Origin of the sequence: Serratia fonticola, from assembly GCF_001006005.1 — a bacterium.
Lineage (GTDB): Bacteria > Pseudomonadota > Gammaproteobacteria > Enterobacterales > Enterobacteriaceae > Chania > Chania fonticola.
Map to the genome: position 1 here is coordinate 4,395,243 of NZ_CP011254.1, position 22,407 is coordinate 4,417,649.

Annotated in this window: 17 protein-coding genes and 1 CRISPR repeat array; of the genes, 11 read left to right on the forward strand and 6 right to left on the reverse strand. The window is 50.6% G+C overall.

Annotated elements, in window-relative coordinates; translation table 11 throughout:
- Window positions 1-143: 143 nt before the first annotated feature.
- Both WN53_RS19465 and WN53_RS19470 read left to right on the forward strand, forming a co-directional pair.
- Window positions 144-1,406 (forward strand): MFS transporter, encoded by a 1,263-nt coding sequence (locus WN53_RS19465; protein WP_046808181.1) that lies wholly within the window; start codon window positions 144-146, stop codon window positions 1,404-1,406.
- A gap of 23 nt (window positions 1,407-1,429) precedes the next feature.
- Window positions 1,430-2,038 (forward strand): maltose acetyltransferase domain-containing protein, encoded by a 609-nt coding sequence (locus tag WN53_RS19470; protein WP_037412944.1) that lies wholly within the window; start codon window positions 1,430-1,432, stop codon window positions 2,036-2,038.
- Between the two features lie 157 nt (window positions 2,039-2,195).
- Here the strand turns inward: WN53_RS19470 and purB are convergent, their stop codons facing one another.
- From purB to rluE, 6 genes are all read right to left on the reverse strand, one after another.
- Window positions 2,196-3,566, reverse strand: a complete 1,371-nt coding sequence (gene purB / locus WN53_RS19475) for an adenylosuccinate lyase (protein WP_024485962.1) — start codon at window positions 3,564-3,566, stop codon at window positions 2,196-2,198.
- 21 nt (window positions 3,567-3,587) lie between these two features.
- Window positions 3,588-4,214, reverse strand: a complete 627-nt coding sequence (hflD, locus tag WN53_RS19480; protein ID WP_021804670.1) for a high frequency lysogenization protein HflD — start codon at window positions 4,212-4,214, stop codon at window positions 3,588-3,590.
- A 2-nt stretch (window positions 4,215-4,216) separates the two neighbouring features.
- Window positions 4,217-5,320 (reverse strand): tRNA 2-thiouridine(34) synthase MnmA, encoded by a 1,104-nt coding sequence (gene mnmA / locus WN53_RS19485; RefSeq protein WP_021178255.1) that lies wholly within the window; start codon window positions 5,318-5,320, stop codon window positions 4,217-4,219.
- A gap of 95 nt (window positions 5,321-5,415) precedes the next feature.
- Window positions 5,416-5,862 (reverse strand): NUDIX hydrolase, encoded by a 447-nt coding sequence (locus WN53_RS19490; protein WP_024485963.1) that lies wholly within the window; start codon window positions 5,860-5,862, stop codon window positions 5,416-5,418.
- A 9-nt stretch (window positions 5,863-5,871) separates the two neighbouring features.
- Window positions 5,872-6,201, reverse strand: coding sequence for a lysozyme inhibitor LprI family protein (locus WN53_RS19495; RefSeq protein ID WP_024485964.1), 330 nt, complete (start codon window positions 6,199-6,201; stop codon window positions 5,872-5,874).
- A gap of 25 nt (window positions 6,202-6,226) precedes the next feature.
- Window positions 6,227-6,853, reverse strand: a complete 627-nt coding sequence (gene rluE, locus WN53_RS19500; RefSeq protein ID WP_024485965.1) for a 23S rRNA pseudouridine(2457) synthase RluE — start codon at window positions 6,851-6,853, stop codon at window positions 6,227-6,229.
- A 140-nt stretch (window positions 6,854-6,993) separates the two neighbouring features.
- Here rluE and icd point away from each other — a divergent pair, with 140 nt between their 5' ends.
- The 9 genes from icd to cas3f all read left to right on the forward strand — a co-directional run bounded on the left by icd (window position 6,994) and on the right by cas3f (window position 22,398).
- Complete coding sequence (gene icd, locus WN53_RS19505) at window positions 6,994-8,247, forward strand: NADP-dependent isocitrate dehydrogenase (protein WP_021804667.1); 1,254 nt, start codon at window positions 6,994-6,996, stop codon at window positions 8,245-8,247.
- 372 nt (window positions 8,248-8,619) lie between these two features.
- Window positions 8,620-9,105 (forward strand): hypothetical protein, encoded by a 486-nt coding sequence (locus WN53_RS19510; protein ID WP_141131997.1) that lies wholly within the window; start codon window positions 8,620-8,622, stop codon window positions 9,103-9,105.
- A gap of 6 nt (window positions 9,106-9,111) precedes the next feature.
- Entirely contained in the window at window positions 9,112-9,483 is a 372-nt protein-coding gene (locus tag WN53_RS19515; protein ID WP_024485967.1) for a hypothetical protein, read from the forward strand.
- A 310-nt stretch (window positions 9,484-9,793) separates the two neighbouring features.
- Entirely contained in the window at window positions 9,794-10,324 is a 531-nt protein-coding gene (locus WN53_RS19520) for a fimbrial protein (protein ID WP_024485968.1), read from the forward strand.
- Window positions 10,325-11,112: 788 nt separating this feature from the next.
- Window positions 11,113-11,658 (forward strand): fimbrial protein, encoded by a 546-nt coding sequence (locus tag WN53_RS19525; RefSeq protein ID WP_024485969.1) that lies wholly within the window; start codon window positions 11,113-11,115, stop codon window positions 11,656-11,658.
- 58 nt (window positions 11,659-11,716) lie between these two features.
- Complete coding sequence (locus WN53_RS19530) at window positions 11,717-12,421, forward strand: fimbria/pilus periplasmic chaperone (RefSeq protein WP_024485970.1); 705 nt, start codon at window positions 11,717-11,719, stop codon at window positions 12,419-12,421.
- Window positions 12,422-12,481: 60 nt separating this feature from the next.
- Window positions 12,482-15,061, forward strand: a complete 2,580-nt coding sequence (locus WN53_RS19535) for a fimbria/pilus outer membrane usher protein (RefSeq protein ID WP_080660747.1) — start codon at window positions 12,482-12,484, stop codon at window positions 15,059-15,061.
- Between the two features lie 301 nt (window positions 15,062-15,362).
- Window positions 15,363-17,911: a CRISPR direct-repeat array (repeat unit 28 nt; unit sequence GTTCACTGCCGTACAGGCAGCTTAGAAA).
- Window positions 17,912-18,154: 243 nt separating this feature from the next.
- On the forward strand, window positions 18,155-19,135 hold the full coding sequence (gene cas1f / locus WN53_RS19540; RefSeq protein ID WP_024486826.1) for a type I-F CRISPR-associated endonuclease Cas1f: 981 nt from the start codon (window positions 18,155-18,157) through the stop codon (window positions 19,133-19,135).
- The gene (cas3f, locus tag WN53_RS19545) at window positions 19,132-22,398 is read left to right on the forward strand and encodes a type I-F CRISPR-associated helicase Cas3f (RefSeq protein WP_046808182.1); all 3,267 of its coding nucleotides are present in this window, start codon (window positions 19,132-19,134) and stop codon (window positions 22,396-22,398) included. Before cas1f ends, cas3f begins: the two co-directional genes overlap by 4 nt.
- The last annotated feature ends 9 nt before the right edge of the window (window positions 22,399-22,407 follow it).

Below are 22,407 nucleotides of genomic sequence, written 5' to 3' on the forward strand. Positions count from 1 at the left end.
GGAGGCGTGGGTTTAGCATCTTCCCGCAACACGAGTTTTTAAAATACAGAACAGTATCTATCTCCTACCTGATGAAAATATAAATAATGTCGCGTACTTGAGTATGAACTCAAACGCGCTTGGGTTTTGCACAAGGAGTTCGCATGTATTATTTGAAAAACACTAACTTCTGGATGTTTGGGCTGTTTTTCTTTTTCTACTTCTTCATCATGGGGGCCTATTTCCCGTTTTTCCCCATCTGGCTGCATGACATCAACCAGGTCAGTAAAAGTGATACCGGCATTATCTTTGCCAGCATCTCCTTCTTCTCATTACTCTTTCAACCGATATTTGGCTTGCTGTCGGATAAGCTGGGGTTGAGAAAACACTTGCTGTGGATAATCACAGGGATGCTGGTGTTGTTTGCGCCGTTCTTTATTTATGTTTTTGGCCCGCTACTACGCACCAATATTGTTTTAGGCTCCATCGTGGGCGGAATTTATCTTGGTTTCATTTATAACGGAGGTGCGCCGGCTATTGAAGCGTATATAGAGAAAGTAAGCCGCCGTAGCTCGTTTGAATTTGGCCGTGCGCGTTTATTTGGCTGTGTGGGCTGGGCGTTGTGTGCCTCTGTGGTTGGCATTATGTTTACCATCAACAACGAATTTGTATTCTGGCTGGGCTCTGGTTGTGCCGTGATACTGGCGATCCTGTTACTTATTGCTAAGCCTGAAACCGGCAATACCGCCGAGGTTGCTGATAAATTGGGCGCTAACAGTAAGCCGTTTAATTTACGCTTGGCTTTCGAATTACTGAAAGACTCAAAGCTGTGGTTTTTAGCCCTGTACGTGGTAGGCGTTTCCTGTACCTATGATGTGTTTGATCAGCAATTCGCCAACTTTTTCACTTCGTTCTTCTCTTCAACCGAACAAGGAACTCGTGTTTTTGGTTATGTCACCACGATGGGGGAGTTGCTGAATGCCTCAATCATGTTTTTTGCACCGCTGATTGTGAATCGCATCGGTGGGAAAAATGCGCTGTTGCTCGCAGGGCTAATCATGTCGATACGTATTATCGGCTCTTCATTTGCCTCTACGCCGTTAGAAGTGGTCATTCTGAAAACCTTGCATATGTTTGAAATTCCGTTCCTGATCGTTGGCTGTTTTAAATATATTACTTCGGTATTTGAGGTGCGTTTCTCTGCCACTATTTATCTGGTTTGCTTCTGTTTCTTTAAACAATTAGCCATCATGTTTATGTCGGTCTTTGCCGGGAATATGTATGAAAAAGTCGGCTTCCACGGAACCTACCTTATTCTGGGGCTTATTGCGCTAACGTTTACTCTGATATCAGTCTTCACTTTGTCGGGACGTGGGCCGCTGTCAGCTTTTAAACCTGAACCTGAAGCCGTAAGGGATATGGCATAGTCAACGACAAGGATAATGCGATGATGACGCAACGGGAAAAGTTAGCCAGTGGGTGTTTATACACTGATATGGATGAAGGTATGGCAGAAGAGCGCCTGCGCGGAAAAGAATTGGTTTATGACTTTAATCATACGCGGCCTTCAGAGCGGACAAAACGTGAAGCGCTGATCCGACAACTGATGGGAAGGGTCGGCAAGAACTTTTGGATTGAGCCGCCGCTGCATGTTGCCTATGGTAGCCAGATCGCTATTGGGGAAAACTTTTACGCCAACTTTAATCTGGTTGTGGTGGACGACGGTAAGGTGCTGATTGGCGATAATGTGATGATTGCACCGAATGTCACGATATCTACCACGGGGCACCCGGTGGATCCTGCGGTGCGTATTACCGGCCAGCAGTTTTCTTTGCCCGTCACCATTGAAGATAATGTCTGGATTGGTAGTGGGGTCATCATTAACCCTGGCGTCACCATAGGTCGTAACAGCGTTATTGGTGCTGGAAGCGTGGTGACCAAGGATGTGCCTGCAGACGTGGTCGCTGCGGGCGTTCCCTGCCGAGTACTAAGATCAATCGGTGAGCACGATCGAGTTTTCTACCATAAAGGGCGGCGTTTCACAGATAGCTCACTATAAACGGCAAGATAATCTTTTTGCTGCGTAGGGGCGCTGATCTTACCGGCTTGTTGTTTCATAGATGATCCGGCTGTGGAGTCCGGTTCAGCTCGGTTAAAAGTTACCCGCCCTTGGGCGGGTAACTAAAGAGCCTTTAAAAGCTACAAGGGGGAGATGCTTACTTCAGCTCGTCAACCATGGTGGTGGCGCGGCCAATATAGTTAGCTGGCGTCATGGCTTTCAGACGGGTTTTTTCGTCTTCCGGCAGTTCCAGGCTATCGATAAAGGCTTGCATACCTGCCGCATCCACGCGTTTACCACGGGTCAGCTCTTTCAGCTTCTCATACGGCTTTTCGATGCCGTAGCGGCGCATCACGGTCTGGATCGGCTCGGCCAGCACTTCCCAGTTGTGATCCAGCTCGTCCAGCAGGTGCGCACGGTTCACTTCCAGCTTGCTGATGCCTTTCATGGTGGCCTGATAAGCTATCAGCGCATAGCCCAGGCCCACGCCCAGGTTACGCAGCACCGTGGAGTCCGTCAGGTCACGCTGCCAGCGGGAAACCGGCAGTTTGCTAGCCAGATGACCCAGCACCGCGTTAGCCAGGCCCAGGTTGCCTTCGGAGTTCTCGAAGTCGATCGGGTTAACCTTGTGCGGCATGGTGGAAGAACCGATCTCACCGGCAATGGTTTTTTGCTTGAAGTGGTTCAGGGCGATGTAACCCCAGATATCGCGGTCAAAGTCGATCAGGATGGTGTTGAAACGCGCTACGCAGTCGAACAGCTCGGCGATATAGTCATGCGGCTCGATCTGGGTGGTGTACGGGTTCCAGGTCACTCCCAGCGAGGTGACGAACTCTTCGCTGAAGCTGTGCCAGTCCACTTCCGGATAGGCCACGATGTGGGCATTGTAGTTACCCACCGCGCCGTTGATTTTGCCGAGGATCTCAACGCGCTCTAACTGACGATATTGACGCTCCATCCGGTAGGCCACGTTGGCAAACTCTTTACCCACGGTAGACGGGGTAGCAGGTTGGCCATGGGTACGTGACAGCAGCGGAATATCGCGATATTCCAGCGCCAACCCTTTGATGGACTCGATGATTTTGCGCCAGTGCGGCAACACCACATCCTGACGCGCGGTGTGCAGCATCAGTGCGTGGGACAGGTTGTTGATGTCTTCAGAGGTACAGGCGAAGTGGATAAACTCGGACACGGCGTGCAGAGCGGGTACTGATTCCACTTTTTCTTTCAGGAAGTATTCCACCGCTTTCACGTCGTGGTTGGTGGTGCGCTCGATGGTCTTGATGCGCTGGGCGTCTTCTTCACTGAATTCTGCGACGATCTTATCAAGGTAAGCGTTTGCGTCGGCGTCAAAAGCGGGAACTTCTTTGATCTCTGCGCAAGCGGCCAGTTTTTGCAGCCAACGTACTTCAACCTGCACGCGGAATTTCAGCAAGCCATACTCGCTGAAAATGGTGCGCAGTGCGCTGACTTTATCACCGTAGCGTCCATCAATGGGGGAAACGGCGGTCAGTGAGGATAATTCCATCGGTAGCAACTCCTGGGAAGTTTAACAATGAGCAACGATATTTTGCGCCTGCTTGAGCAGACGATTACGGGAAAACATTAACTGCAGGCGGCTACCGCCAACCTGCTGCCACAGCACGGCGGCACGGATACCGGCGAGCAGGGTGGCACGAACCTTGGCCTGCACCTGCGGATTTTGCAAGATGGCGGGCGAACCGGTTACCTGAATACGCGGCCCCAATGGTGCCACGACATCGACATAGATACCGGCCAGAGCGCTGATGATGGTATCTGAACCCAGCTCATAATGCGCCAACTGACGCTCCAACTGGCTCAAGCGTTCACCGAGCGTATTCATCGCCGTTTTGTTGGCGTTCAGCTTGCGCTCCAGCACCATCAGGCTAATGGTGTAGCGGGTCAGCTCGGCGGCCGGGCCTTTGTTATTGGCGTTGAGTACGCCAATCAAGGTTTCCAGCCCCATCTTCAGGTTACGCTCTTCGCCGCCGAACACCGCCAGGGTAGAAGGGGGATCCATCTGCAACAGGCTGTTGAGCGAGGTATGGAAGGCTTCGCCATCCATTTGCCCTTCGTGCGCCAACTGCTGTACCAGACGGGCCGCTTGGCTAATCCCGGCCATAGCCAGCGTGATGTCGTAATAATTCTTCGCCACGGTTACTCCTGTATACGCTGTTCAATAATGCCGCCGCCCAGGCAGATATCGCCCTGATAAAACACGGCGGACTGGCCTGGGGTGACGGCTGCGACCGGCTCATCGAAGCGGACTTCGATGCGCTCGGCGTCTAGCGGCGTCACGGTGCAGGGAATATCTTGCTGGCGATAACGGGTTTTAACCGTACAGCGCAGAGGTTGTGTCAACGGCAGGCGATCCACCCAATGCAACTGCTGGGCGATCAGGCCGATAGACATCAGGCGTGGATGTTCGTGGCCTTGAGCGACCACCAGAATATTGTTGGCGACGTCTTTATCCACCACGTACCACGGATCTTCGCTACTGTCTTTCATACCGCCGATGCCCAAGCCTTTACGCTGGCCGAGGGTGTGGTACATCAAGCCCTGGTGCTCGCCGATGGTTTGGCCATCGACGCTAACAATCGGGCCTGGCTGTGCTGGCAGATAGCGGCCCAGGAAGTCGCGGAATTTACGTTCGCCGATAAAGCAGATGCCGGTAGAGTCTTTTTTCTTGGCGGTAACCAGTTCCAACTGCTCCGCAATGCGGCGCACCTCTGGCTTTTCCAACTCACCAACCGGGAACAGGCTTTGCGCAACCTGCTCGTGGCTTAGCGTATACAGGAAATAGCTCTGGTCTTTGTTACCGTCGACGCCGCGAAGCAGGCGGCTTTTGCCGTCCACGTCCTGGCGGCGGACATAGTGACCGGTAGCGATAAAATCCGCCCCCAGATCTTCAGCCGCAAACTCCAGGAACGCTTTGAATTTGATTTCTTTATTGCACAGGATATCCGGGTTAGGGGTACGGCCTGCCTTGTACTCTTCAAGGAACAGCTCGAACACGTTGTCCCAGTATTCCGCTGCGAAGTTCACCGTATGCAGCTCGATGCCCAGCTTGTCGCAGACGGCTTGCGCATCGGCCAAATCGGTGGCGGCCGAGCAGTATTCCTCGTCGTCGTCTTCTTCCCAGTTCTTCATGAACAACCCAGCGACCTGATAGCCCTGTTGTTGTAACAGATAGGCGGTAACGGAAGAGTCGACGCCGCCGGACATTCCGACGATCACTTTTTTCTGGCTGTTGTCTGACATGGGGATCTCACGAACTTGAACACGTACTGTGCGATAAAAAACAAGCGCAGGATTTTACCACGTTGGCCGCCTGCGCGCACGGCCCTTATTCGAGTTCAAAGCGGCCAGTTAAAGCTGGCAACCAGCGACAACGGGTAGCGTTCCGGCTGCTGATAACAACGGATCGTCTCGGCCACCAGCGGTGAACGCAGGTTTTCAGCCTCCAGGATCTGCTCGGCGGTCAGCCACAGGCAGCGATCGATATCATCGTCTTGCGGCTCGGTGGGCAGCGGCTGCTCCAGCTCAATCACAAAGCAGAAGCGCAGAAACGGCGTGCGGTCTGGCGCGATCCACTGATGCATCCGCAGAAAAGACTGCGGCGTGGCGCGGATGCCGGTTTCTTCCCACAGCTCGCGCTCAGCGGCCTGGACCAGCGTTTCATCCGCCTCGAGATGGCCTGCCGGTTGATTCCACAGGGCTTTTCCGTTGATAGTTTCTTCGACTACCAAAAATTTACCGGCGGCATGAACCACGCAGGCAACGGTGACGTGCGGCTTAAACATGGCGGTTCCTTAAAGCGGTTTATTGATGTGCTGATAAATGTCATCCAACTCGGCAATGCGGGTTTGGTAGCTCTGCGACAGACAATCGACGTTACTGCCACACTGCTTGCGTTGCGCTAGCCAGCTCTGTTGCCGATCCTGCATCTCCCCGCGTGTGCCCATGGCAAACAGACCACGCAGGAACTGATATTTGGTGACCATCTCTACGTCTTTGTCGCTCAACGAACGGCTGGCGCAGATTGCCTTTTCATCGAGGCCAAGCGCCTTGTCGCAGTCAAAGCTGGCGGCTTGTGCCGCAGAGACCGACACCAGACTGCTGAACAGGAGTACCTTGAACATTTTCATTGGTCGAGTTCCTTGGGATTTACTGCGGATCCAGAGTTTGCCACTCCCCTGGTTGCAAGCTGCCCAGAGAAAGATTGCCCATACTGTAACGAATCAGGCGCAGGGTAGGGAAGCCGATATGTGCCGTCATGCGACGCACCTGGCGGTTTCGGCCCTCGTAGAGCGTGATTTTCAGCCAACTGGTGGGGATGGTCTTGCGTTCCCGGATCGGTGGATTGCGCGGCCATAGCCATTCTGGCTCTTCGACCCGTTCCGCTCCAGCGGGCAGGGTTGGCCCATCGTTCAGCGTAACGCCAAGGCGCAATGCTGCCAGATCGCTATCCTGTGGTTCGCCTTCCACCTGCACATAGTAAATCTTACCGGTGCGTTTGCCGGGCTGGGTTAGTTGCGCCTGTAGCTTGCCGTCGTTGGTCAGCACCAGTAAGCCTTCACTGTCGCGATCGAGGCGCCCGGCGGCATAAACATCGCTGAAAGGAATGAATTTTTTCAGGGTGACGCGGCCGGCTTCGTCGGTAAATTGTGGTAACACATCAAAGGGTTTGTTGAAGATAACCACTCGCCGCGGCGCCTGCGATTTCTGGCGGGCTGCGGGTTTACTGCGGCTGAATCGTTTAACTTGGTGATTTTTAACAGAGAATTTAGTCATGGTCTTTGAGATTTCGAATGATAAGCGCATTATAGCCTAATCCGTTTCGGATTGGCGCGAGCTGAATATTCAAGTAGTATTGACACGCATCTTACAAAGCATTAACAAAAATTGCGCTTGAAGACAGAAAGGAGAGGTTGATGGAAAGCAAAGTAGTTGTTCCGGCAGAAGGTAAAAAGATTACGGTTGATGCCCAGGGTAAACTGGTTGTTCCGCATAACCCTATCATCCCGTTCATCGAAGGTGACGGTATTGGCGTTGACGTTACTCCTGCCATGATCCACGTGGTGGATGCAGCGGTTAAAAAGGCCTACCACGGCGAACGTAAAATCTCCTGGATGGAAATCTATACCGGTGAAAAATCCACCCACGTTTACGGGAAAGACGTGTGGCTGCCGGAAGAAACACTGGAACTTATTCGTGACTACCGCGTAGCGATCAAAGGCCCACTGACTACGCCAGTGGGTGGCGGTATTCGTTCTCTGAACGTGGCACTGCGCCAACAGCTCGATCTGTACGTGTGTCTGCGCCCGGTGCGTTATTACCAGGGCACACCAAGCCCGGTTAAGCAGCCAGAGCTGACCGATATGGTGATCTTCCGTGAAAACGCCGAAGACATCTACGCCGGTATCGAATGGAAAGCGGGTTCTGCAGAAGCCGACAAAGTGATCAAATTCCTGCGTGACGAAATGGGCGTGAAGAAGATCCGTTTCCCAGAGCAGTGCGGTATTGGCGTTAAGCCGTGTTCCGAAGAAGGCACCAAGCGCCTGGTTCGTGCGGCCATTGAATATGCTATCACCAACGATCGTGATTCAGTGACGCTGGTCCACAAAGGCAACATCATGAAGTTCACCGAAGGTGCCTTCAAGGATTGGGGCTACGAACTGGCACGTGAAGAGTTCGGTGGTGAACTGATCGACGGCGGCCCATGGCTGAAAATCAAGAACCCGAACACCGGTAAAGAGATCGTGGTTAAAGACGTGATCGCCGACGCCTTCCTGCAGCAAATCCTGCTGCGCCCGGCAGAATACGACGTGATCGCCTGTATGAACCTGAACGGTGACTACATCTCCGACGCCCTGGCCGCTCAGGTTGGTGGTATCGGTATCGCACCTGGTGCCAACATCGGTTCCGATTGTGCGCTGTTTGAAGCTACCCACGGCACCGCGCCTAAGTATGCTGGCCAGGATAAAGTGAACCCAGGTTCCATCATCCTGTCCGCTGAGATGATGTTGCGTCATATGGGTTGGTTCGAAGCTGCTGACCTGATCGTTAAGGGCATGGAAGGCGCTATCGCTGCCAAGACCGTGACTTACGATTTCGAACGTCTGATGGAAGGCGCTAAACTGCTGAAATGTTCAGAGTTTGGCGACGCTATCGTTAAACACATGTAAGTGTGACTTGGCGTTGAATGATAACGGGAGCCTGATGGTTCCCGTTTTTTTTACCCTCAAAAACCTCTCCGCAAGACTGCGTAAAAGATGAGCTTTTTCATGCCTAATAACCAACCGCTAAAATCTCATTCAAGTAGATTAGAGCCTCGGTTTTGAAAGTTATTGTCGAGATGATTAACAAATTCCTGGTAACCACTACGCAAACAACGCTGGCATCAGTACGGCAAAGACCGCCAACGCAGCGCGGTACTTCTGGGGGGGCTCTATTCATCACAAAGATGACTAGCTAGTTCCGATTGCTGTTTTTCTCACTTTCTTTTGTGTTCTATTGGCATTAGGATGTTACAAAATGTTAGGTATGGAGATGAGGATGTGAGGACGGTAAGTTTAACTTTTATTCTTTTAGGAACGGTTCTTTTATCAGGTTGCACATATGATGTAACAGGTAAAGGTTGGGATCTTCATAGGTTTGAATGCCCTAATATAACTGAAAATGTGAAGCGTGATACGGTTGGTAAATCTGACTTCATCAACAACTTGCAACAAATGGCCTCTCTAGCTAGTTTATTCAATGATATAGGGGCAAAAAAGCTAAAAACCGCTCAAGCTAAAGCAGATCAAGCGTACATAGAAGAAGTACACGCATGTACATTAACAACGCGCGAAAATGCTATTAAATTTTCAGAACAACAATTCCAACAGCTAAAGTCAGTGCCAATGAATGAACAGGAAAAAGCAGCACTTATAGATACATACGCAGACTGGGTCGCCTTTATGCAAAAAATATCTGTTAATAATGATGCCGCTCAAGAATTAAACAATTTTAAAGCTGCTGCAAATAAATACTTGCTAATGTGAGGAAAAATGAAAGTTTATAAATGGATTGCCCTCATCCTTCCTGTCGCTTTATCCGGTTGTTTCATTGCCAACGTTGAGTCTGGAAGGGCGTATAACGGGATGGATAGTGAATACACCTCATCTATGAATACGGAAATTACGGCAGCATGTATAAAAAATGCTTGGCAAAACAGTGATGTTCACATGGGACTTACCGCAGCTGGTGTCAGTCAGCGAAACACCGGCGATATGATAACACTATATACTCTTAATTATACAGAAATAGTTGATGTTTCACCTTCAGTTGATGGTAAAAGCAGAGTCGTTTTTTACCATAACGGGGATAGAATTTGGGGTAGTAAGAAAATATTAATTTCCGGTATAAAAGGCTGCCTTTAAACGATACCCCTATAGTTAATCTAACCTAGCCAGCATTAATGCTGGCTTTTTTACATCCTGAGTTCAATTGGCCTAAATCTTATTTCAATAATGAATGGTTGCAGATCGCTAGCGGCTATATCCACCCTTGAAAAATGTTAACTATTGCGAGCGTAGTCGGTGAAATACGCCCCAAGAAGTACACGAGGTATGAATAGATTAAATAATTTTGCCTGTCACTGGCACAACGCAAACGAATTTCAATTATTCCGTAAAATGCGATTATAGCCATGCACATTTGGTGCTATTATTTTCAACAATGGGTTCTATTATGGAAATTAAAAACTTGTTAGCTGTACTATTCTTAACAACTATTGCTTTTAGCTCGGCAACGATGGCCGAAGGTAATGGAAGAATGACAGTGTCAGGTAGTATTATTAAGACACAAACATCCTGCTCTTTAGCTCCCGAGTCTCTTGACCAGACAATCGCATTAGGGCAGGTGGCCGATGCCGCACTGCTTGAAAACAATGGCTCTGGTAAGTCGGCTCCGCAACATTTCAATATTCAATTGGAAAATTGTGAAGTTTCTGCAGGTAATAGCGTAACCGTTACTTTTGTTGGCATGGAAGGAAAGGATGGTCGTCTTGGCATTACAGGTACGGCTAGCGGTGCCAGTGTTGCATTGACCGATGGTTCAGGAAATGTTCTCGAGCTGGGGAAGCCCAGCAAAAATATTTCGCTCCAGAATGGTAATAACACCCTTCCTTTTACCATTTACCTTCAGGGAGATGGTGTGCCGGGAAATATTCAAGCGGGTGATTATCAGGCTGCGGCTGGTTTCATGCTGAATTTCCAGTAACTCAAAAATTCACTATTGAATATCGGGAGCCTGATGGCTCCCGTTTGTTTTCTCCATAATATACTTCTGCAAAACCTTATGTAAAATGAGCTGCATTAATCCTTGGTTGACCACAATCATCACGACAAACTGTATCTGCTAACAATCTCTCGCAGGTCTCACAGCGTAGGGGCGCTGAATGCTGCGCCCGTCTAAACAGAACGGTTGGGGAAATAGCAGCCAAACGCTGATGAGGTGTAACTTTGCGGCAGAGCAGTAAGTAACTTACGGGTAAGCGAAGCTATCTGTGTATCGCTGCCAAAAATCCCTTTGCTTGGTGTTTTTTGTTATATATCAGTTTGTTGCCTGGTTTTCTTATATGGAAGTGCAGTGCGGTTAGAACAATAAAGAAATCTTGTTCACCATATAAGAACGGACTTTAACTTATTGATTCATAAATACTTAAATGGTTTTTCCTACGTTTAATATTACTTCACTAAGAATATTCCGCATTGGGCGATAATATTTATCCCAACAGCAAGGCAGTATGCAACACCGGACGAATGAGTCGTGATGGGATAAGGGATAAAGATACGCTGAAAAGGCTTTCAACACGGAACTACCATTCATTGATATCTTGTGAATGTATGTTCATTTGTTTTTATAGCGCCAGTTATTGCCCCGCATTTTCAATGCTGTGTTATTGCCAATATATGCTCGTCATATTAATAGAGTTATGTATTGCATAAATATATCCACCGTCGTGGGTAACCTAATAGTTTAATGACGTAAGGTCACTAGGAATAAATATGAAAAACTTAACAGTCGTAGCTTCCCTGGTTGCAGTATTTGGTTCTGTGGGTCTGGCTCAGGCCGCTTCTACCGGTACCATCACCTTCAACGGTGAACTGACTGCCAGCACCTGTGAAGTTGCAATCGATGGTCAGAATGCGGACGCCACCGTCGTGCTGCCAACCGTCGGTACCAACCAGTTGAGCAGCGCGAGCCAAACTGCTGGTGAAACGGGGTTCGTGATGGCACTGAACAACTGCTCAGGCACACTGCAGACTGCCTCTGCCTTCTTTGAAGCGGGTGCCTCGGTAGATTCTATGACAGGACGCCTGAAAAACCTGAGCGGTACGGCTTCCAACGTCAGTCTGCAGCTGTTGGATGGGTCCAATGCGTCTCGAGAGGTGATCCAGGCCGGTAATTCGAACCAGGCGGCCAACACCAAGTACCAAAATGTTACCAGCGGTAGCGCCACCTTGCCTTATGCGGTGCGTTATTATGCTGAAGGAGCCACAACCGCAGGCTCCGTGATCACCAATGTAGTCTATTCTATTCAGTATCAGTAATCGGCCTTTGAAGGGGGAGTCATCCCCCCTCTATCTCCCGTTGGGTTCGGAGTTTTTGATGAAACTTTTCCCTTTAAATACTGCGTGCCAGGTTGGCGCTTTGGCTGCGATTGCCCTATTCAGTAGTAGCTGCCTGGCCGGCGTAGTACTCAGCGGCACACGTGTGATATATCCGTCGGACGCTAAAGAAGTCAGCGTCAAAATCAATAATGTCGGTCCCTCACCGGTACTGCTGCAGAGCTGGATAGATAATGGCGATCCCAATGCCAAACCTTCGGCTATCAAAGTTCCCTTTGTACTGACTCCGCCGATGAACCGGGTGGAGCAGGGTAAAGGCCAGACACTACGTATCAGCTATGCTGGCGGAAGCTTGCCAATGGATAAGGAATCGGTGTTCTGGCTGAATGTGCTGGAAGTTCCGGCCAAAAGCGAAGCTAAAACCAGCGAAAACCGTCTGCAAATGGCTTTTCGTACCCGGATCAAGCTGTTCTATCGTCCGGCGGGCCTGCCAGGCAATGCAAACGATGCTTTTAAAGCGGTCACCTGGAACACGCAAGGCGGCAAAGTCCAGGCAACCAACCCCACGCCGTTTTATGTGAATTTTGTGAACTTGTCAGTCAACGGCAAAAAACTCGACAACGCCATGGTGGCACCGCGCTCAAGCATGGTGTTGAATCTGGCTGGGAACGGTGGCAGTAAAATCAGTGGAAGTGTTGTTAATGACTATGGTGCGGTCAACCCCTTCGATGCTGTGATTAAGTAAAAATATTCATCACTATTTTGATTAGTGACTCACCTGGTATCAAGCTCTTGAGGGGGCGGGATGTCAAAAATTATGCGCTATGCTATCCGGGAGTCTCTTGCTTCTTTCGCGGTAGCGGCGCTATCGATTTTTGTGGCGGGAAGCGTCGACGCGGCAACTGAGAATGCACCGCAAACCAGTGCCAAGAGCCTGGAGTTCGACTCGTCTTTTTTGAACGTTGATGATGTACAATCGGTCGATCTTAGCCGTTTCGCCGAAGGCGCCTCCGGGTTGCCCGGAATTTACAAAACCGCGCTGTATGTTAACGATGAACTGATCAGTAATACCGATATTGAATTCAAGTCTCGGGCCGATAAGTCGGTCTATCCCTGCCTGACCAGCGACATTATTAAAAATATTGCGTTCAACTACGAAAAACTGCCCGCCGATTTTTTGAAACCGCAGTCTAGCGGCGCCCTATGCATGGATCTGCAAAATAAGCTTCCCGAAGCCCAGGTGAATTTCGACAGTAATGAACAACGCCTGGACATCATTATCCCTCAGATTTACATGCTCAATATTGCCCGGGGCACCGTGAGCCCGGAATTATGGGACAGCGGTATCCCGGCGTTCCTGTTTGGCTACAACGTGAATGGCTACACCAGCGAATCGCACGGCAACACCTTTAATTCGCTGTTTGCCGGGGTGAATGCCGGGGTGAACGTGGGGGCTTGGTATTTGCGCCACAACGGCTCTTATAACCAGATGAGTGACGGGCCCAGCCAGTACAGCAGTATCAATACCTATCTACAGCGCGACATCCCGCTACTGAAAGGGCGTATGTTGCTGGGGGAATCGAATACTACCGGGCAATTGTTTGATACCTTGCCATTTACCGGTGCTCAACTGGCCAGCGACGAGCGGATGTTACCGGAATCTCTGCGTGGCTATGCACCGGAGATCCGGGGGATCGCCCGCACCAATGCCCGGGTGACCGTGACCCAGGGGGGCCAGGTATTGTATGAAACCACGGTGACGCCGGGGGAGTTCCTGATTAATGACCTTTACCCGACCGGCTACGGTGGCGATCTTGTGGTTACCGTGCGTGAGTCCGACGGCACCGAACAGACCTTCAGTGTGCCTTATGCTTCGGTGGCACAACTGTTGCGCCCGGGGTCATCGCGCTATTCCGTCACTGCGGGTCAATTGCGTAGCGAAAACCTGCGTGATGAACCGACTTTATTCCAGAGTACCTATCAATATGGCCTGACCAATGCCATTACCGGCTATGGGGGGCTGCAAATCAGCCAGGACTACTATGCGGTGCAGGTAGGGGCGGCATTGGGGATCCCGATCGGGGCACTGGCCTTTGACGTCACTCAGGCCGGCACGAAACTGGGTGATAGCACCGATGCGAACGGGCGCAGCCAGCCAGGCGGCACCCTAAGCGGGCAGAGTTATCAACTGAGCTACAGCAAGCTTATCAGCGAAACTAACAGCAACCTTTCGGCGGTATTCCATCGCTCTTCTTCCCAAAATTACCTGGATTTTTTGACCGCCGCGCAAACCCGTGATGCGGCGGAACAGGGGGATTTTCTGGACTCCATAGCACGAGTCAAAAACCGCCTGACGCTGACCGCAGGGCAAGGCTTGCCGGATAATTGGGGGCAACTGTATGTCAGTGGCTCAGTTCAGGACTACTGGAATCAGGATGGCAGCGATATACAGTATCAGGTGGGGTATAACAACCGTTATAAGAGCCTGTCCTACGGCATCAGTGCCAACCGCAGTCACTCGAGCATCGGGCAGATGCAAACCAACTACCTGCTAAGCTTCAGTTTGCCGCTGGGCCGGGATGACGAACTCCACACGCCACAGTTGAGAATGGACCTGTCTCATGACAGCAGTGAGCGTTATGGCCAGCAGGCCACGGTATCCGGTACCTCCGGTGTGGAGAACCAGCTCAGTTATGGCATAACCGCGATGAACGCCAACCAGGGGATGGGCACCAGCGGATCGGTGAATGGTAACTATCGCAGCCGGGTCAGTGCACTGAGTGGAACCTACAGCACCGGGAAAGGCTACCAGAGCGGCTCTGCCGGTATGACAGGGACGGTGATCGCCCACGCAGGAGGGATCACCTTTACTCCCTACACCTCAGACACCTTTGCCCTGGTAGAGGCTAAGGGAGCAGAAGGGGCCAGCGTGTCGTCGTATCCTGGGGTGAACGTTAACTCCCGCGGCTATGCAATGGTGCCTTACCTGAATCCCTACCAGATGAATGAAATCAGTATTGATCCGAAAGGCACCGCGGCAGACGTTGAGTTGGATAACACCAGCCAGAAAGTTGCGCCGTATTCCGGGGCGGTGGTGAAATTGAAATACAACACCAAACAGGGGACGGCAATTCTGGTGAATGCGACCTATCAGGGTGAACCGGTACCGTTCGGCGCCGATATCTTTGATAGCCAAGGCAACAGTGTGGGTTCTGTGGGGCAAGGTGGGCAAATGTATGCTCGCGTAGCGGAAGACAAAGGAGAACTGATTGTGAAATGGGGTGTCGGTAATGACATGCAATGTACTGTGGGATATATGCTGATGCCGCAGGCAAAAAACAGTCCCGTTTCAGCGATCCAGGTCTTCGATTCAGTTTGCCAATAGAGACAGCACACTTAGCTATCAATCTGACGGGAGCTATGGCTCCCATCTCCTTTTCCCTCACTGAAACTCTTCCGCACGGTGGTATGAAAAACGAGCTGCATTCATCCCTTGGTAGCTCTGTAATCATCCCGCCACCTGTACCTATCCCTGACACTCGTAGTGTCCCTCCAGACCCTATTTTTGAAGCTATTCATAACTCATTGATTTTAAATTAATGTTAGGGGTGGGTGAAAAAAAGGGTTTTCCGGAGGATCTTAAGGTTATTGTTTAAGTAACAGAGAATTAGCGCTAGGATGTAACAGTTCACTGCCGTACAGGCAGCTTAGAAATCTATGGATTGTTGATTACTCGCCGTAAAGGCGTTCACTGCCGTACAGGCAGCTTAGAAATTACGCCATTGCCTAGGTGATATGCGTAAACTGTTCACTGCCGTACAGGCAGCTTAGAAATTGTTCACGCGTTGCCTTGATTGGAACGATTCGTTCACTGCCGTACAGGCAGCTTAGAAAAGTTCAGCGGCTCGCTAACCTGCAGCGTGATCGTTCACTGCCGTACAGGCAGCTTAGAAATTGATGCTCATAGCCTGCGCCATCAGGTTCATGTTCACTGCCGTACAGGCAGCTTAGAAAGGCACCGCCTTGGTAGGGGTAGGTGCTGCTGCGTTCACTGCCGTACAGGCAGCTTAGAAAAAGATCACCGCTGGATTCTTCCCGCTAGGTGAGTTCACTGCCGTACAGGCAGCTTAGAAACTTCTCGTTTGATAACGCCAGCACTCAGCGCGGTTCACTGCCGTACAGGCAGCTTAGAAAAAAGAGCTATCAGAAGCGGAAACGTACATCTGGTTCACTGCCGTACAGGCAGCTTAGAAACGGCGAGCGTTGAGGCGATGACAGATGCAGTGGTTCACTGCCGTACAGGCAGCTTAGAAACGATGGCGCTCTGGTCTCCGGTAAAGCGCTTCGTTCACTGCCGTACAGGCAGCTTAGAAAAGTACCCAGAACTTGCTATCGAGCCAGAGGGAGTTCACTGCCGTACAGGCAGCTTAGAAATGGTGGTGAATAATGGCAATGTGCGCACTAACGTTCACTGCCGTACAGGCAGCTTAGAAATTCACTGGCTTGCCTGAATGCCTGAGCGATCTGTTCACTGCCGTACAGGCAGCTTAGAAATGCGCCGTTTCCGTCTTGCTTCGCATCGTGGCGTTCACTGCCGTACAGGCAGCTTAGAAATCTTCCTGCTTGAAATTTCTGCGTTTTCGTGCGTTCACTGCCGTACAGGCAGCTTAGAAAATCTACATGCGTAACTTTGCACTTCTTCACAGGTTCACTGCCGTACAGGCAGCTTAGAAACACTGGCGGCAGACCTTCACCAGACCAGTGCTGTTCACTGCCGTACAGGCAGCTTAGAAATGGGAGTGGTGGCAGAAGGGCCGGGAGAGTCTGTTCACTGCCGTACAGGCAGCTTAGAAATCGGCAACCCTATCAACCAGCAGGACGCGGCCGTTCACTGCCGTACAGGCAGCTTAGAAAACTGAAGTTAACGCTGGAAAGCCGCAAGACCAGTTCACTGCCGTACAGGCAGCTTAGAAATACCAGAACCTGGTATACCTTCCGTGCCTATGGTTCACTGCCGTACAGGCAGCTTAGAAATGAAAACCATGTAGCCCACATAGCCACATATGGTTCACTGCCGTACAGGCAGCTTAGAAAAGTGGACACGGTTTCCGGCACCAGTTCAGCACGTTCACTGCCGTACAGGCAGCTTAGAAACAAAGGGCAAGATCATCCACGGCCGCGCTCGCTGTTCACTGCCGTACAGGCAGCTTAGAAAACATTCCTTTGGCCGCTGAATGAACATCACTCGTTCACTGCCGTACAGGCAGCTTAGAAAGCATCCGGACAAGCAGGGGTGGTTACTGGCAAGTTCACTGCCGTACAGGCAGCTTAGAAAACGACGGGTAATTGTGCAGCTTGGTTAAGGTCGTTCACTGCCGTACAGGCAGCTTAGAAAAGGAGAATCATCCCCGCCAAGGTGTCTACCCCGTTCACTGCCGTACAGGCAGCTTAGAAATGAGAGTGACCAGCACCCGCTTTATCCTGAATGTTCACTGCCGTACAGGCAGCTTAGAAAAGAATACTGCAGGAAATCAGCGACAAGACCAAGTTCACTGCCGTACAGGCAGCTTAGAAATTGTGGACTCGGCCAGCGGAGAAAGCTTGTCAGTTCACTGCCGTACAGGCAGCTTAGAAAAGTTGGCCACACAGTTTTTTGGTGGCAGCCGCGTTCACTGCCGTACAGGCAGCTTAGAAATGTATTGATGCGAGCATGATGCAATGCCCATCGTTCACTGCCGTACAGGCAGCTTAGAAAAGGTAGCGCACCCCCACAATAACGCCACACAGGTTCACTGCCGTACAGGCAGCTTAGAAATCGGCAACCCTATCAACCAGCAGGACGCGGCCGTTCACTGCCGTACAGGCAGCTTAGAAAGTTGGCATAACGGATCACGCACTGCTCTGCATGTTCACTGCCGTACAGGCAGCTTAGAAACCGCCGGGGGAATTAACGTTGACCGTGACATCGTTCACTGCCGTACAGGCAGCTTAGAAATGGCGCCGCACTGCGAAAACTTGATGCCGTGCGTTCACTGCCGTACAGGCAGCTTAGAAATTAACCCCGCAATTGTGGCCACGGTAGACCAGGTTCACTGCCGTACAGGCAGCTTAGGAAATACGGAAGAATTTGAACATGTCATGCAGACGGTTCACTGCCGTACAGGCAGCTTAGAAAATGCCAACGCTGAAAGTCGGCACAAAGACACGGTTCACTGCCGCACAGGCAGCTTGGAAGGTTGGCGCACCGTCAACTTTCCACCCCAAGCTTGTTTTTATTGTTAAGGTAATTGATGTGAATGATTCATGCCATGTATCTATCTTTATGATTCATAATTAATAAAAATTAAATGAAAATCTAACACCAATCACTCTATCTAATGAGTGATTTATGCTAAAACAACAATATCGCGTTGGCATCTGTCATAGGTAATCACGTTCGGGATGATTTATGGCATAAAAACAGGGAAGTTTTCATTCCGTGCAAAATCAATTTTCGCCCTCTGATTTAAAAACCATTCTGCATTCAAAGCGTGCCAATCTCTACTACCTGCAGCATTGCCGGATCTTGGTCAACGGCGGCAGGGTGGAGTACGTTACGGATGAAGGTAAGCAATCCTTGTATTGGAACATCCCGATCGCTAATACCACAGCTGTAATGTTGGGGACGGGAACTTCTGTTACTCAAGCGGCAATGCGTGAGTTTGCTAAAGCCGGGGTGCTGGTTGGATTCTGTGGCGGCGGAGGTACACCTTTATTTGCCGCTAATGAAGTGGAGGTGGATGTCTCGTGGTTAACCTCGCAAAGTGAATATCGCCCCACGGAATATTTACAGCACTGGGTCAGCTTCTGGTTTGATGATGATAAGCGCCTGGCGGCGGCTATTGCTTTTCAGCAACAGCGTATCGCTCAGATCCGCACTCACTGGCTTTCTTCACGTATGCAGCGCGAGCAAGGATTCGATATTGACGCGGCACGGCTTAATCCAGTGTTAGACAGCTTTATGCAACGTTTATCTTCCTGCCAAAATAGCAACGATGTCCTGGTGCAAGAGGCCGTTATGACCAAGGCGCTCTATAAACTGGCGGCCAATGGTGTGAATTACGGCGAGTTCAGCAGAGCTAAGCGCGGTGGTGGGGTCGATACCGCTAACCGGTTTTTGGACCATGGCAATTATCTGGCGTATGGGCTTGCTGCTACAGCGGCTTGGGTCATTGGTTTGCCACATGGATTGTCGATACTGCATGGCAAAACCCGACGTGGTGGCCTGGTATTTGATATCGCCGATCTGATTAAGGATGCTTTGATTCTGCCGCAGGCCTTTATTGCCGCAATGGCTGGGGAGGATGAGCAGGAATTTCGCCAGCGCTGCCTGCGCGGATTTCAACAAGCGGATGCGCTGGATGTGATGATTGATACGCTGAAAGAAACGGCGGAACGTCTATCTCAGGTGGGCAAGTGAATATTTTGCTGATTGCCCAGTGCAATAAAAAGGCATTGGTAGAAACGCGCCGCATTTTAGATCAGTTCGCCGAACGCAAAGGTGATAGAACCTGGCAGACGGCGATAACCCTGGACGGGCTGAATACGCTGAGAAAACTGCTGCGTAAAACCGCCAGGCGTAATACTGCGGTGGCTTGCCACTGGATAAAAGGTGGCAATCAGACCGAACTGTTATGGATTGTGGGCAATCTCCGGCGTTTTAACTCCGAGGGCTCAGTGCCGACTAATATAACCGAGCGCGATGTGCTGCGTAGCCAGGATGAGAATAGCTGGCATAGCGTAGAAGCGATTTCGTTGATGGCGGGGATCGCCGGGCTTTTTCATGATTTCGGTAAGGCTAATTTCCTATTTCAGAATGGATTACGTGGCAAAGGGAAACATTTTCAACCTTATCGGCATGAATGGGTTTCATTGCGGCTGTTTTGTGCTTGGGTAGGAGAACGTAGCGATAAACAATGGATAACCGCGTTGGCGGCGATCGACGAGAGCGATGAAAGCCAGATGATAACCACGCTGGTAAAAGACTCCGTCGACGTTTTTATTAATCCATTTCTCTCTTTACCACCGCTGGCAACAACCATTGCCTGGTTGATTGTCTCCCATCACCGTTTGCCTGCTTACCCAAAAAGGGATCAGGAAAGTGGGAGTCCGCCAGAGTTTAAGGATATGGACAGCTGGTTAACAACACAATTGGTTGCTGAGTGGAATTCCACGAATAGTCTAATTGAAGGTTGGACAACTGAGGAACACCAGGCCGTATGGGATTTCCCGCAGGGCACACCAATGCGCAGTGCTATCTGGCGGGAAAAAGCGCGCAAGTTTGCCGAACGCGCGTTGCAATTATCCTCATTGATGCAATTTGGCGTGTTGGAGCAACGTTTCACCAGTCATATGGCACGCTTGGTGTTGATGTTGGCAGATCATCATTATTCCTCCTTAGCGCCGACGGCAGGTTGGCAAGATACCGATTATCAAGCGTATGCCAACACCGATCGCCAAACCGGTGGATTGAAGCAACAACTGGATGAGCACAATATTGGTGTGGGGCAGAACGCGTTGTTATTGGGGCGTAGTTTGCCGCATATCCGCACCACATTACCGGCAATCACACGTCATAAAGGTTTCAAACAGCGAAGTAAGACAGAGCAGTTCCGTTGGCAGGATAAAGCTTATGAACTTGCGTGTGCCGCGCGTGAACGCTCGGTTAAACAAGGTTTCTTTGGCGTTAACATGGCTTCTACAGGCTGCGGCAAAACGTTTGCTAATGCGCGAATTATGTATGGTTTGGCCGATGAAAAGTCAGGCTGCCGCTTTTCCGTTGCTTTGGGGCTTCGCACTTTAACCTTACAAACCGGCGATGCGCTTAAAACCAGATTAATGCTGGATGATGACGATCTAGCCGTATTAGTGGGTTCTGCTGCGGTGCGGGAACTGCATCAACTCAATAATGATAAAGCTGAACTGCGTGGTACAGGCAGTGCCTCGGCAGAGGAGTTGTTCGCCGAACATCACTATGTCAGTTACGGTGGCAGCCTGGACGATGGTCGCTTAAGTCGTTGGTTGCAAGGTAGTGGCAACTTGCACAAGCTATTGAGTGCGCCGGTATTAGTGACCACGATCGACCATCTGATTAGTGCGACCGAAGGTGTACGCGGTGGTAAGCAAATCGCACCGATGTTGCGCCTTATGACTGCCGATCTGGTGTTGGATGAACCGGACGATTTTGATATTGCCGATCTTCCTGCGTTATGCCGCCTGGTCAACTGGGCTGGAATGTTAGGTTCCCGCGTACTGCTTTCTTCCGCCACTTTGCCCCCTGCGCTGGTTCAGGCGTTGTTTAATGCTTATAAAGCGGGCCGGGCGGATTATCAGCAAGTGTGTGGCCAGCCAGATACGCCATTAAATATCTGTTGTGCCTGGTTTGATGAGAACGATGCCGAACAGCACGATATTCAAGGTGCGAAAGATTTTAAAGCTGCGCATGAAGCGTTTGTCGCTCAAAGGGTGGCAAAACTGCAAAACATCGCGGTATTGCGCCGTGCACAGTTGATTGCGGTGCAACCGGCAAACCAGCGGAAAAGTACGGTACTGGATAGCGTGGCGGAAACACTATCGGTCGCCATGCGGCAGTTGCATGCGCTTCATCATCAAGAACACCCCGAGGGTAAAACCGTGTCGTTGGGGGTGATCCGCATGGCAAACATTAATCCGTTGGTGGCGGTAGCTCAGCGATTATTACGCATGCCAGCGCCAGAGAATACTCGAATTCATTATTGTGTTTATCACAGCCAACATCCATTGGCGATGCGTTCACATATCGAGCGGCGGTTGGACGAAACCCTGACGCGTTATTGTGAAACGGCGCTGTGGCAAATCTCAGAAATCAAAAATGCATTGGCGAATTATCCAGAACAGCATCACCTGTTTGTGGTGCTGGCGACATCCGTTGCCGAAGTAGGGAGAGATCATGATTACGATTGGGCTATTGCCGAACCGAGTTCAATGCGTTCGTTGATCCAATTGGCAGGGCGAATTCAACGCCATAGGCAGAAGCCTTGTACGTCGCCAAATCTGCATATTTTGCAAAAAAACGTGAGGGCATTGCAGGGTAATAAACCGGCTTATTATCGGCCAGGGTTTGAGTCTGAGAAATACCGGTTACAGCTCAACAGCCACGATCTGGCGGAGATTTTGCAGCCCGCGCAATATGAAACGATTAGCGCAATTCCCCGAGTACAGGAATCTTTGAAACTGAGAGCTCACGACAATTTGGTTGACCTGGAGCATGCCTGTTTACGCAGCGTGTTGCAGGGGCGACAGGATCTTGAGGGCAAATATTACGCTGCGATCTGGTGGCGCAAACAGGCCACCTGGTGCGCAGAACAGCAACGAGTGAGCCCGTTTCGGCAATCTACTGAGGAAGAACCGCATTATCTGTGGATGGAAGATGAAGTGGATAGGCCGCGCTTTAAATTCCCAGATAGTGTCCCTGGCCAGTGGAAGCCCAGCGATAAATTTCGCGAGATTGAAGTGGTTTTCGCCGAAGGGATTGGCGCATGGATCACGGAGGACTACCCCACAATTTACCAAGGGCTGGCTGATGAGCTGGGGATGGAGCTACCCGAGGTGAGTCAGAAATTCGGTGAGATCAATCTACGAAAAAATAAGTCAGATCAATGGCATTTCCACCCGTTGTTAGGGGTGTTTGGCGCACTCGAATAAATAATCTAA